General features: G+C 51.7%; 10 protein-coding genes. All 10 read right to left on the reverse strand.

Annotation, left to right across the window (positions count from 1 at the left end):
- Positions 1–11 precede the first annotated feature (11 nt).
- Complete coding sequence (locus CJO09_RS06580; RefSeq protein WP_119441650.1) at positions 12–968, reverse strand: GIY-YIG nuclease family protein; 957 nt, start codon at positions 966–968, stop codon at positions 12–14.
- Positions 965–2,326, reverse strand: coding sequence for a restriction endonuclease subunit S (locus CJO09_RS06585; protein WP_119441651.1), 1,362 nt, complete (start codon positions 2,324–2,326; stop codon positions 965–967). Before CJO09_RS06585 ends, CJO09_RS06580 begins: the two co-directional genes overlap by 4 nt.
- Positions 2,323–4,299, reverse strand: a complete 1,977-nt coding sequence (locus CJO09_RS06590; protein WP_119441652.1) for a type I restriction-modification system subunit M — start codon at positions 4,297–4,299, stop codon at positions 2,323–2,325. The genes CJO09_RS06585 and CJO09_RS06590 overlap by 4 nt, the downstream gene beginning before the upstream one ends.
- Before the next feature lie 1,058 nt (positions 4,300–5,357).
- On the reverse strand, positions 5,358–6,488 hold the full coding sequence (locus CJO09_RS06595) for an FAD-dependent monooxygenase (protein WP_119441653.1): 1,131 nt from the start codon (positions 6,486–6,488) through the stop codon (positions 5,358–5,360).
- A gap of 9 nt (positions 6,489–6,497) precedes the next feature.
- A complete protein-coding gene (locus CJO09_RS06600; RefSeq protein WP_119441975.1) occupies positions 6,498–7,199 on the reverse strand; it encodes an ABC transporter ATP-binding protein in 702 nt (233 codons plus the stop codon).
- 22 nt (positions 7,200–7,221) lie between these two features.
- On the reverse strand, positions 7,222–7,977 hold the full coding sequence (locus tag CJO09_RS06605) for an ABC transporter ATP-binding protein (RefSeq protein WP_119441654.1): 756 nt from the start codon (positions 7,975–7,977) through the stop codon (positions 7,222–7,224).
- Positions 7,977–8,957, reverse strand: coding sequence for a branched-chain amino acid ABC transporter permease (locus tag CJO09_RS06610; RefSeq protein ID WP_119441655.1), 981 nt, complete (start codon positions 8,955–8,957; stop codon positions 7,977–7,979). The genes CJO09_RS06605 and CJO09_RS06610 overlap by 1 nt, the downstream gene beginning before the upstream one ends.
- Entirely contained in the window at positions 8,957–9,853 is an 897-nt protein-coding gene (locus tag CJO09_RS06615) for a branched-chain amino acid ABC transporter permease (protein WP_119441656.1), read from the reverse strand. The genes CJO09_RS06610 and CJO09_RS06615 overlap by 1 nt, the downstream gene beginning before the upstream one ends.
- A 21-nt stretch (positions 9,854–9,874) precedes the next feature.
- Positions 9,875–11,044 carry an ABC transporter substrate-binding protein gene (locus CJO09_RS06620; RefSeq protein WP_119441657.1) on the reverse strand — a complete coding sequence of 390 codons (1,170 nt, stop codon included), beginning with the start codon at positions 11,042–11,044 and terminating at the stop codon, positions 9,875–9,877.
- Between the two features lie 31 nt (positions 11,045–11,075).
- Positions 11,076–12,743 carry an AMP-binding protein gene (locus CJO09_RS06625; RefSeq protein ID WP_119441658.1) on the reverse strand — a complete coding sequence of 556 codons (1,668 nt, stop codon included), beginning with the start codon at positions 12,741–12,743 and terminating at the stop codon, positions 11,076–11,078.
- Positions 12,744–12,747 lie beyond the last annotated feature (4 nt).

Here is a 12,747-nt window from a genome sequence, read left to right on the forward strand (position 1 = left end):
TTCTAGGGTTGCTAGGGCTCAGGCGCCTGTAAGGTATCGAGGTTGTCGTTTCGGATCTGGCTGGCTTCGTTGACTTGCTGCTCTTGCCACTGCCCGTAAGTCATGCCACTTGCTTCGACCAGCCAGGAGACTCGACCATTCGCGGTACGACCGGCCACAACAGCAGCTGCGGCACTCGGACTGGTAAATGGTGCATTCTTGGCAAAGCGACGCTTACCGTCGCCCGCAGAGACCAGCACACCCGTTACACACAACTGGTCATACAGGCTCTGATAGCCACCCAGCACGCCCTCCCATTCACCACGAACAGCGGAGCCTTCCAGGACAATGAACTCGCCATCACGCTCGATGGCATGGGCCACGATGCCTTTTGTGGGCAGGCGAAACACAAAGCGGGGTGACTCATCCGTCTGTTCGTCTTGCTGATCCCTGGCCTGCCGTATGGGTTCGGTCTTCAGGAAATCAAACCCGAGCACGGGCAGGATGGTGCGCAGCTGTTCGACAAAGAACGCCATGTCTGCCTGATCGGATTCGGGCAGACTGACATACTCGTGCGCCGTGCCATTGACCACCTTGCAGCGTCCTGTCTCGGTCACGCTGCGGATCAACTGGCTTTCCAGATACTTCACATGGGCTTTGGTCAGGTTCTGGTCCTTGCTGGTGATCAGACACACGCGCTCCCAGAAATCCTTGCCGCCACTGGTCTCAGAGCGATTGTGCTGTTTGAGCCGATTGCCTACGTCATCGCTTTCACCGACATAGACCATGGGCAAGGGACCACCGTCGGGATCACTGCCCACCAGGAAATACACACCGGTGCGGCCACTCTCAGGGCGCTGGACCAGTTCAGCCAGTTTGGTGCGAGGCCCGGTTAACACATGGCCGGTCCAGTTCATGATCTCGGCCGTGATCAACCCGTTCGGGGTGCCATCGACCAGAAACAGACGGACGCTGCGGCCCTGGATCATGCGGCCTCCGTATCAACATTCAACTCGACAGAATCACCTTCAGGTGGTTGCCAGTCACGGACGTCAATCTTGCCGGTGACGGCAGCAGAGATGAGGGCGGAGCGGCGTTCAGTTAACAAGGAAATAGTCTCTTGCGCAAGATCCAGCAGCGATGAAATCTGCTTAGAAACATCGTCCAGATACTCGGAGATCTCTAACTGCTCAGGTAGAGGAGGAAGTGGTACAGGCAGTTGCTTCAATAAGTCCTGGCTCAGGGAGGCTCGAGTCACCAAATTCATCTCTTTGTTGAAGAAGATTCTTAGGTGTTGATTTCGAAAATAATACTTAGAGAATGTGGGCTCTATCCAACCACGAGAGGGTCTAAATCGGATAAGAAAACCTGCGAATACAGCATTAGGGACATCTTGTATGCAGGTGGAGCTAAAACCAATCTCATCCACTGTCTCCGATGTTCGGGTAAAAAAAACATCACCTGTTTTTACCGAGTAGCGCTCGCGATCTAGGAAAGTTGATTGAACGAGTCCTGTAATTGCTTCCGGGAGTAGGTTGTTCTTGTACACGTTTCCGTAACTTACAAATGGGTAACCAGTGCCGAAAGCCTCACCTCCAATATTGATCCCGTTTTGGCATGTACCTAGAAAACGCAAGGCCTTAATCTGCCAATGCGCCGGCACCTCACCCAACCACTCCACCCCGGAGTCTTTCATCGGTGCATCCGGGTTCAGGCCCTTGGTCACAGCATGTGAGATCACGGCCTGGCGCTTTTCTTGAAGAAGCTCAATGAGCCGCAGTTGCTCGGCAATGAGAGCGTCTATTTTCGCGGTCTCGTGGTCGAGGAAGCGGGCGATCTGGGCTTGCTCCTCAGCAGGAGGGGACAGTATCGATAAGCGTCGAAGATCCTCGAATTTCATTGACTGCCTTAGTCCACCGCCCATGGAGTAAAAAACCTTCCTCAGATCATATGATCGGAAGAGATAACTGGAGTAGGCTGCATTAACACGGCTGGAATAAGCCGATAGGTAAGCTGAGGTTATTATTCCCCACTCAGAAACTATCGCAGTCCTCAGGCTTCTTTTATCATTCTGCAAGTCTGTGAGCCGAAAGATAATGTCTCCAGGCTGAACTATTTGATAAGTCTCAAATGATGCAGGTAACAGCCCGTCTAACGAGTCGATGTCTTTTCTGACTATTCTCCCAAAGCTGAGTGACAGCAAGTTTGTGCACTTCAAACCCACATTAGAGTCTGACCTTTCAGCAAAGAGATGGCAGAATGCGTGCGTGGCCCAATGCGCCGGCACTTCCCCCAGCCACTCCACACCTGAGTCCTTGTACTCTGGATAGGGCTTGAATCCGCTCATGCTGAAAGCTCCTCGATCATCTGCTTGATGCGATCGGTGCAAGCTTTGAGGTCCCGGTCAATTTCTTCCAGGGGGCGCGGTGGTGTGAATACGTAGAAGTGGCGGTTGAACGGAATCTCGTAGCCCACAATGCCGATCTCGCCATCCTGGGCATCGGCTTTGGACTCATCGATCCAGGCATCCGGCACGTGGGGTTTGACCTCGCGCTCGAAGTACGCATGCACGGACTCACCGAGCGGGACGTTTTCATAGTCGCGCAAGGACGTGTCTGCTTCAGGCTGACCCTTGACCATGCAGATGTCCGCTTCAGGGTCACGCTCTCCCAGTGCATTGAGTAGCGCCTTCTGTTCGGGCGTGCTCAGGGTGATGTCATGTGCTGCCAGTGCTTTTTTGAGCCGCTTGGTGAACTGGTCCCTGTTCCTGAGGACAGTATCGTCATTTAGTGTTTTCAGCGCTGTGTGCAAAGCCGCCATTCGGGGTGCATCCAGCTTTTGCAGGGCCTTCTCTTCGAGCGCGGCTTCAATGCGCTCTGGCGTCATCGGAAATGCCAGGCGTAACGGGCGTTCAATCGTGATACGACGATAGCCAAAGGCCTGGTTCGAGAAAATCTTGCTCTTGGGACCTTCCTCAAAGGCTCCGTACAGACGCACGACTTCGGTGATCTGCTCATCCGTGATGTACTGCCGCTTGCTGCCCAGAGACTTGCGCATCTTGGCGTACTGATCGGTGGCGTCAATCAACTGGACCTTGCCGCGGCGTTTGTCTTCCTTTTGGTTGCTCAGCACCCATACATAGGTCGCAATACCCGTGTTGTAGAACATGTCGGTGGGCAACGCCACGATCGCCTCGACCAGATCATTCTCAAGAAGATAGCGCCGGATCTCCGATTCACCGCTACCGGCCCCGCCCGTAAAGAGCGGTGAGCCATTCAGAATGATACCGATCCGAGATCCGCGACCTTTGACCGGGTGCATCTTGCTGACCAGATGCAGGAGAAACAGCAAGGAGCCATCAGACACTCTGGGCAACCCTGGGCCGAAACGCCCGTCATAGCCCTTCTGGGTGCTTTCGTCCTGGATCTGCTTCTGTACTTTCTTCCAGTCCACCCCGAATGGCGGATTGCTCAGCATGTAGTCAAACCGCTGCCCGGCGAGTTGATCATCTGACAAGGTATTGCCTAGCTTGATATTGGCAACGTCCTGGCCCTTGATCAGCATGTCAGCTTTACAGATGGCATAAGACTCGGCATTGAGCTCCTGTCCGTAGAGCGATACTGTTACTTTCTCACTTACTGACTGGATGTAGGCATCCCCTTCCGACAAAAAGCCACCCGTGCCAGCAGTCGGATCGTACACGGTCACGATGCTGTTGGGTTTGAGCTTGTCGTCCTGGTTGGTCAGCACCAGAGAAGTGGTCAGGTGCACGATGTCGCGCGGGGTGAAGTGTTCCCCGGCCGTTTCGTTTGAGCTTTCTGCAAAGCGCCGGATGAGCTCTTCGAAGATCACACCCATTCCAAAGTTGGTGACGGATGCTGGATTGAGATCAAAGTTCGCAAACCGCTGCACCACCTGATACAGCAGGTTTGCCGCAGATAACTGCTGAACGTAATCCTCGAAGTGGAAATGCTCGAATATCTCGCGCGCATGCTTGCTGAATGAATTGACGTAGCTCATCAAGTCATCGGCGGTCTGAGTGTCAGACAACGTGGCTAAGCTCAGTGGCGAAGCATTGAAGAAGTCTTTTCCAGTCGCGCGCAGCAACAGCCGGTCTCGAACTTCGTCAGGAAGGTTCTGCTGGCGATTTGCTTCAATTAGCACAGCCTCTTTGGTAGGTTCAAGCACGCACTCCATTCGCCTGAGCAAGGTAAACGGCAGAATCACACGTCCATACTGGGACTGCTTGAAGTCCCCGCGCAGCAGATCCGCCACAGACCAGATAAAGGCCGCAGTCTGGGAATGAGTTTCAGTGTTCACCGCAAAAAAATCCTTATGGTAGTTCCCGCAATGATATACGCCTGACACCCTTGATGTAAAAACTAATACGATACTTAGCTGGATTATGTAACTGAACAGGGTAGAAAGTGGATCCGCAGAAAAGTCTCTGGAACCGCTGCATAGGACGCTCTCGCCTTTCAGCTCACAATTGATTCGAGACGTTCTTGATGGGGGCGATACGCGCGCTTCAGCTTGATGACGGCCCAAAACCTACCACCTTTGAGTCCAAATCCAATCACTTTTCAGCTATGGCATATCCGCCACGACACGGTCCATAGACCGTCAACAATCACTAACCCAGAGTTAGCCACATCAAGAGGACCGGCATCTTTCCCGCGGATGTTCCCGAAAATGGAGTCTCCTGCATCGCGCAGGCAGGTGCATCGCAACTGAAATAATGCTGAACGGGAGGGCAGAAAGCCTACCGGGCAACATCCAGTAAGGCCACGATTATTGGTGTAAAAATAGTGGCCACGTCTGACTCTAGGTATTCCGGAACCTTCCAGATTGAACCACTACGTTACTACCGCCTCCAAGAACAGCTACGCACAACGACGGGTCTCAGCACTAGATTGATCAACCAATGTCAGGATATGCGCGATCTAGCGATATGCAACTTGAGAGTTTGGCACAGCGCATTAGCAAGACGCGAGAATGGCAGGGTCGCCCGGATTTTCAGCCTTTTACATAATAACTGGGCGATCTCACTACGGCCGCATCACTCAAAAACAACAGAGGAGCGAAGATGGCTGGTATTTCATTGACTTTGCCTGACGTTAGTCTCAACAAACGATCGACAGACTTTATTCCCTTGCGACAAGCTATTATTGAAAACTAACTCGAAGTCTGTCGACTTGCCATTGCCTTGTTCGGGGGGATACCCGAAAGCCTCGAAACGCTCAAAGCCCGCAAAGAAATGCAAGCAACAAAGTGGGAAAACGTAGCCGTGCACAACTTATACTTCAAAATTTTCGATACAAATGCTCTACTATTCAAAAATAGACCTCTTTCCAGGGTTATAAACATTGCCCCCGCAATCAGGCGGCTGTTAGCGCCTCGTAACATGCAATAAAGTATGGGTCACGCTCACTTAGAGCCTCATGGCTCACTCGCCCAGTACGGCGCATGTAGTCATAAGCGAACATCACGGGGTTCAGGTGCATTTTTTTATCTACTGACTCATACCAATCTAAGCTCTTGGCAGCAGCAACCTGAAAGTCAGCTGACGACGTGCGACGTAACTTCTCGAAATGTATAAACGCGGCAGGTAAGTCGTTTCCATGCTCACTTATCGCCTCATACAGGGCAATGGCATCTTGCATGGCCATACGCGTACCCGACCCCAATGAAAAATGCACCGTGCGCAGCGCATCTCCCAACAATACAATATTCTTGTACGACCAATTCTCGTTGCTAACAATATTCGGAGAAAACCAAAATGAACGGTTGGATAACAAACCGTTGCTGCCGAGGTCTTTAGCAAAAACCTGTTCACAAAAACGCTGACTTTCTTCATCCGACATACGATCAAGGCCAGCACGCTGCCAAGTGTCTGGGTCGACTTCCACTAAAAACGTGCTGAGATCTTTGCTGTACTGGTAGCTGTGCGCAATAAATACCCCGTACTCGGTTTCACGGAAAATTAGGGACACCGCGTGGAACAGTTGATGTGTGCCGTACCAGGCGAATTTGTTTCTTCGCTTTTCGAAATGCGGCTTAAAATGATCTTCAAACTGCGTACGGACTAAACTATTACCGCCGTCAGCGCCCACAATCAGATCGGAGTCACCTAATACACTAACGTCATCTACTCGCCTGTCAAAATTAAACTTAACACCCACCGACTTGCATTCATCTTGCAAAACTTTGAGCAGATTAATGCGTGAAACACGCGAAAAATGATTGTTTCGTAACTGCACGCGCACGTCTTTGTGAATTACCTCCATGTAATCACAACGTTCGTGACTAGCGATAAATTTCCGGTAGAACTCAGCATCAGCTTGTTCCAAAAAACTTAACGCAACATTAGAAAAAACAACTCCCCAACCGTAAGTTGCTCCTGCCGGATTTTGCTCGTGCACAGTAATTTCGTAACTCGCATCTCGCTTTTTCATCAACAACGCGAAATACATACCAGCGGGCCCACCGCCTACAATTGCAATTTTCATTAGATCCTCTTAAACACCAACATATTGCTGCACGCGCTGCGTGTCAGCCATTAACATCTCAGTATTGCCCTTCCAGGCAATACGACCCTTTTCAATCATGTAATGTCGATCTGCCAGTTTCGACAAGGCTTTAACATCCTTATCTACTACCAGAATGGATTGCCCGGTTTCTTTAACTCGCGACAGGGTTTGCCAGATTTCCTGTCGGATCTTGGGCGCCAGCCCTTCAGTGGCTTCATCCAGAATCAACAGTTTGGGGTTGGTCATGAGCGCACGGCCAATGGCCAGCATTTGTTGTTCACCGCCTGACAACTGCCCGCCACCGTTATCACGACGCTCCTGCAGCCGGGGAAATAACGCATAAACCTGCTCCAGTGTCCAGCTATGGCACAGCCCCTTGCGTTTGCAGGCGGTCGCCACCAAGTTTTCCTCAACACTCAGGCTAGGAAAAATCAAGCGCCCCTCGGGCACCCAGCCCAAGCCCATTGCAGCAATGCGATGCATCGCCATGCCGCGTGTGGACCGCGCGTTAAATTGAATATCGCCTTTACGCAAGGGCAACATGCCCATAATGGTGCGGATGAGGGTAGTTTTACCCATGCCGTTCTTGCCCATGAGTGACACCACTTCGCCCTCGCCAATAGACAGAGAAACGTCGAACAGCACCTGCCCGCGTCCGTAGCCGCTGTCAACCTCGCTGACGGTCAACATGGGATTTGCGTGCGCTTGCGGATTACTCATCGTCACCTCCCAGGTATGCCCGTTGCACCACTTCGCTTTCGCGGACTTCGTCAACAGACCCACTAAAAACAACACGCCCTGAAACCAGCACAGAAATGCGGTCTGCCAATGAAAATACGGCGTCCATATCATGCTCAATCAACAAGATGCCATAGTCTTTTTTGAGTTCGGCTAACAGCTGAATCATTTGCCGGGATTCGGCTGGCCCCAGCCCTGCCATGGGCTCATCCAGCACCAGCAAATGGGGGTTGGCCGCCAACGCCATTGCTAACTCAAGCTGCCTGAGCTCACCATGCGCCAGCTCGGCACAAGGCCCGTCACCCGCGTGAGGCAAGCCAACCGTTTCCAGCCAATGCGCTGCTTTTTGCTGCGCCTGCGTGTAGTGGTGCGCCGCTTTCCAGAAATGAAAACCCAACCCGGCGTGCGCTCTAACTACCAGGGCTACGTTTTCCAGGGCACTTAAGGTGGGAAACACACTGGTAATCTGGAATGAACGCCCCATTCCCAACTGGGCACGTTCGGCGGTACTCAGGCCGGTGATATCCCGACCCATAAAATGAATGCGTCCCGCATCGGAAGAAACCAGGCCTGACAACTGCCCAACCAACGTTGTTTTGCCCGCCCCATTGGGCCCGATCAGGGCATACACTCCCCCTTTTTCAACCGTTAAAGACACATCGTCTGTTACGCACAAAGCGCCATACGACTTCTTCAGACCTTGTAGTTCAAGTAAAGGCGTCGCTTCCATCAGTGACCTCCCGAGGCGGCGCGATCGGCCGACAGATCGGCACTGCGAGTGCGAGAAAACAAACCATAGATACCGTTCTTCAGGAAAAGCACCCGAATCACAATGAGGGGCCCCAGAATCAGCATCCAGTGTTCAGTAATATCAGACAGCCAATGCTCCAGGCCAACAAATACGGCCGCACCCAGAATTGGCCCCACCAAGGTGCCCACCGACCCCAGAATCACCATTACCAATAGCTCTCCGGACACCAGCCAGTTCACGTAAGCCGGCGCAATATACGAAGTGAGATTCGCCATCAGCGCCCCCGATACCGTCGCCATTACGCCGGACACGACAAACATGACGAGTTTGTAGGGGTAAGGGTCGACCCCCACCGCATGAACCCGCGTTTCATTGTCGCGCGTCGCTACGGCGATTTTGCCAAAAGGCGAATTCACCAGGCGATAACTGATGTAGAGAAAGGCCAGCAAGATGAACAAGCTAACGTAGAACAAGGTAACCGGGTTCGACAGCACAACATTAGGCGCCACAACGCTGGCGACCTGCAACGCAAAGCCATCGTCACCGCCATAAGCGCGCAAGCTTTGTGCACCGTAAAACACCATTTGCGCAAAGGCCAGCGTAATGAAAATAAAATACAGCCCGCTGCAGCGTAAGGAAATGAACCCCACCACCAGGCCGAACAGGCCGCCCAGCAGCATGGCCAGCGGCCACACAATCCACGCGGATGAGAACCCCATGGATGCCATAATGCCAACGGTGTAGGCGCCAATAGCCATAAACGCCGCATGCCCAAAACTGACCAGGCCCAGATACCCCACCAACAGGTCCAGACTTAAGGCGGCAATTGCGAAAATAATGATGCGAGTCACCAGCTTGATGTAATACGTTTCCCCCGAGAACGGAAGCAACAACACTAGAAACAACAGCAACCATAGAATCCAGCTTCGGCTGGAAGAAGCGCTAAATAAGGTACGCATTAGTGACCTCCCCGCGTAGCAAATAGTCCGGCAGGGCGGTAATACAACACCGCGGCCATTAATACATAAACCAGCATGCTGGCCAGGGCATTACCGGCGGCACCAAACCATTGCGGCGCAAAAATACGACCAAACGTATCCAGCAAACCAACCAGCAGGGAAGCCGCCAGCGCGCCCTTTAACGAACCAAATCCGCCAATACACACCACCGTCAGGGTAAGGATGAGAATGGGGTCGCCTACCCCTGGCTGCATGGCAATCAGCGGGCCGGACATCATGCCCGCCAGCGCCGCCAGAAACGCCGCCAGCGCGAACACCAGGGTATACAGTACGGTTACGTTCACGCCCAGCCCTGCGACCATGGTTCGATTATCGGCCCCCGCGCGCACCAACATGCCGAAGCGGGTTTTAGTAACTACCCACATCAATACCAGGCCCGCCAGAATAGCGACACCTGTGATGGCCAGGCGGTAAACCGGATAGGGGAAGCCCAGAATGTCGGTATGCCCACTTAGCATGGCCGGCACGTTCACAAATACAGGCTCACGCCCCCAGATCACCACAATCAGTTCGTTTAACGTGAGCGTCACGCCAAACGTGGCCAGCAATTGATCCATATGGCCCCGCCGATACAGCGAGCGAACAATAAGGATCTCGATTACAGCCGCCATAATGGCGGCCCCCACCAGCGCACATAATGCCGCGAGCCAAAACGACCCCGTGGCCTGCGCCGCTGCGCTGGCAAGGTAACCCCCCACCATGAACATGGAACCATGGGCCAGATTCACCAGCCGCATCACGCCAAATACCAGCGTAACCCCAATGGCCATCAAGAACAGCAACATGCCGTATTGAAAGCCATTGAACAACTGCTCAAGCAGTATCGAGAAACTCATTGCCGCCCCCTTGTGCTACTGCTACTTGCCCATTTGGCATTCGGCCACGTAAGGATCCTCAGCGCTCTCTGTTGCAACCCCTTCAAGGTTAAGCGCCAGCTTTCCGTCATCTCCTTTAACCACCTTTAGTGCATAAACGGTTTGAATAGGCATATGGTTACGATTGAACTCAAAATTGCCGCGAACGCTGTCAAAGGATGTAGTGCCGATCAGATCTTGAGCTTTTTCACGGTCAAATTTACCCTCAGGAAGCTTCGCTATTGCTTGGTTAAGTAACATCACCGCATCGTACTGTTGAGCGGCATAAAACGACGGATCCCTACCATATTTCTTACTAAAGTCTTCGACAAATTTCTTATTCGCCGAATTATTCAACTTCGCGCTATAGTTGGATGTAACAGTGACACCCAGAGCATCTTCGCCAAAGGCGTCCAGAAACAACGTATCGACCAACCCTGCGTTAGAAAATAGCGGTATATCCAAACCAGACTGCGCATACTGCTTCACGAAAGCAATAGCAGCCCCGCCAGGATAAAACGCAAAAACCCCATCGGGCTTAGCGGCACGAATCTGCGCAAGCTCGGCTGAAAAGTCCAGTTGAGATTGCGGGGTAAACACTTTGGCCAACCTCTCACCCTCAAAAGTGCGCTCTGCACCCCCTACGTGATCCCAGCCCGCCTGATAGTCCATGCCGATGAAGTAAGCACGCTTAATACCCTGCTCATTCATGTACTTGCCCATCCCCTCACTCCATTGATCGTTCTGAAAGGCCACACTAAAATAAGCGGGACTACAATTTTTTCCAGCCAGCGGAGAGGGTCCACCATTGGACCCAACCAGAGTTAAGCCAGCAGCAGCGATCGGTTTTACTAACGCCACAACTTCATTTGAGGCTGTAGCGCCAGTAACAATATCAACGTCATCTCGGTCGATTAGCTTGGACACCTCTTGCACAGCAACGCCAGGGTTACCCCGAGAGTCTGCCGTGTAAAGCTCAACCGTTCGATTACCTAAGCGATTATTAAGGTGTTCAAGCGCCAGGTCTAAACCACGTTGCTGCTCAGCTCCGAGCACCCCCAACGGACCGCTTAGTGCAGCAATAAAACCTAACCTAACCTTATCCTCGGCATGGACCTGAAACGCAAAAGTCGTCAGCGCAACTGCAATTAGTGCTTTTAAATTTTTTTTCATCTGTATCTCCTGAATGTAGAATTTCAACGCGTTAAGCGTCGCTGTTTTCGCGCTCCAACTTTTGCGCAATATCCTGCCGCATCAATGCTTTATCCACTTTCCCAACCCGCGTTACCGGGAAAGCATCAACAATTTCTATGCGCTCTGGGCACTTGAACTTGGCCAACCCTTGAGCAGCAAGAAAATCGGCAAGCGCTTTAAGATTCGGTGCCTCAAAACCTTTTCTTAAAATTAAATAAATACAACCTTTTTCGCCATAGAAAGGATCAGGCATTGCAACAAGCTTTGCATCAGCGATAGCCGGGTGCCGGCAGACATACTCTTCGACTTCTTCACACCCAATTTTTTCGCCACCACGATTTATGTTGTCACGCAAGCGCCCCTGAAAAGCAAAATAAGAACGTCCATCAATAACATGCTCAATCACCATGTCACCTGAGCGAAAAAAACCGTCGGAAGTTAAGGCTTTTTTCGTTGCTACCTCATCGCCGTAATAGGCCAGAAGACTATACGGGCCGCGGAAACAAAGTTCGCCAACATTCCCCAGTGTAATGACGTCCTCGCTATCTGGATCCAGCACACGAATCTCGTTACACGGCGTGCCCGTTGCACCTTGCGTATGATGGCGAACAAAATCAGGATCATCGGCCGGCGAGCCCAGTACCAACCCTTCTGTAATGCCATATAGGTTCGAACAAGGCACACCCAAGTGAGCTTCGAGCTTATCGGCTCGACTCATTGTCGAAAACAATTTCAACGATGAAAGATCATGTTTATTAATGCCGGTGTACGCAATAAGTTGTGGCGCAATGGGGCCAATCGATAGCCCATGTGTCACTTTATGTATTTCGATTAACTCCAGCATCCGCTGAATGTCGACCTTGGGCATCAACACCGCCGTAAGACCAAAAATAATGGGCGGCAATAATGCATATGACTGACCAGCATTGTGGATCAACGGGAGCGACCAAATAATGCATGATGAACAGTCTATTTGATATCGCGTTGACCACCCAACAGCATGCCCTATGTACTCTGCATGAAATCGAGGGATGATTTTTGGTAAACCGGTAGAGCCTCCTGACAATTGAAAGCTCAATACATCGCGCGGACTGATAGAAACCGATGTTAAGCGTTCCCGCGCGGCGGCTAAGGACAAACGACTGCTTAATGCGTCAAGGGCATGAGTACCATCTGGCGCCTTGCCCCTAACGACGATGATGTGTTCAATATTCGAATTCTTCTGCTGTACTTCTTGCGCGAATTTGATTAAGTCGAATCCACTAAAATCCGCTTGTACGAAATGTGCTTTCGCTTTGCTAGTTTTCCCTAAAGCATCTATTTCAACTTCTCTGTATTGCGGGATAGTACACACGGGAACAATGCCCGCTTTGTAGCAACTAAAAGCCACAAGAACCGTTTCAATAGTCGTGCCCAGTTGAAAAAGCACGCGATCACCGGACATTAACCCGATATCAAGCAACCCTCCCGCAATGAGGTCTGTCTGTTCATCCAGCTCTCTAAATGTAAGCGTTCGTTCGTCACTGACAAACGCGGACCGATCTGGAAACTTGGCTGCGGTTGAGCGCAAAGTTTCGCCAACCGTACTATTAACCCAAGCGCCTGTGCTCAGGTAAAAATCAGCTTTATCTTCAGTCTGGTAAACAACCCCTTCAATGGGGTTTTCTATTCTAGACACGCCT

The organism is Neopusillimonas maritima (genome assembly GCF_003576595.1).
GTDB lineage: Bacteria > Pseudomonadota > Gammaproteobacteria > Burkholderiales > Burkholderiaceae_B > Neopusillimonas > Neopusillimonas maritima.

Excerpts from the sequence above, each read along its gene's own strand:
- CJO09_RS06580 (WP_119441650.1), bottom strand. The coding sequence starts at position 968 with ATGATCCAGGGCCGCAGCGTCCGTCTGTTTCTGGTCGATGGCACCCCG.
- CJO09_RS06620 (WP_119441657.1), bottom strand. The coding sequence starts at position 11,044 with ATGAAAAAAAATTTAAAAGCACTAATTGCAGTTGCGCTGACGACTTTT.
- CJO09_RS06605 (WP_119441654.1), bottom strand. The coding sequence starts at position 7,977 with ATGGAAGCGACGCCTTTACTTGAACTACAAGGTCTGAAGAAGTCGTAT.
- CJO09_RS06595 (WP_119441653.1), bottom strand. The coding sequence starts at position 6,488 with ATGAAAATTGCAATTGTAGGCGGTGGGCCCGCTGGTATGTATTTCGCG.
- CJO09_RS06585 (WP_119441651.1), bottom strand. The coding sequence starts at position 2,326 with ATGAGCGGATTCAAGCCCTATCCAGAGTACAAGGACTCAGGTGTGGAG.
- CJO09_RS06600 (WP_119441975.1), bottom strand. The coding sequence starts at position 7,199 with ATGTTGACCGTCAGCGAGGTTGACAGCGGCTACGGACGCGGGCAGGTG.
- CJO09_RS06610 (WP_119441655.1), bottom strand. The coding sequence starts at position 8,957 with ATGCGTACCTTATTTAGCGCTTCTTCCAGCCGAAGCTGGATTCTATGG.
- CJO09_RS06615 (WP_119441656.1), bottom strand. The coding sequence starts at position 9,853 with ATGAGTTTCTCGATACTGCTTGAGCAGTTGTTCAATGGCTTTCAATAC.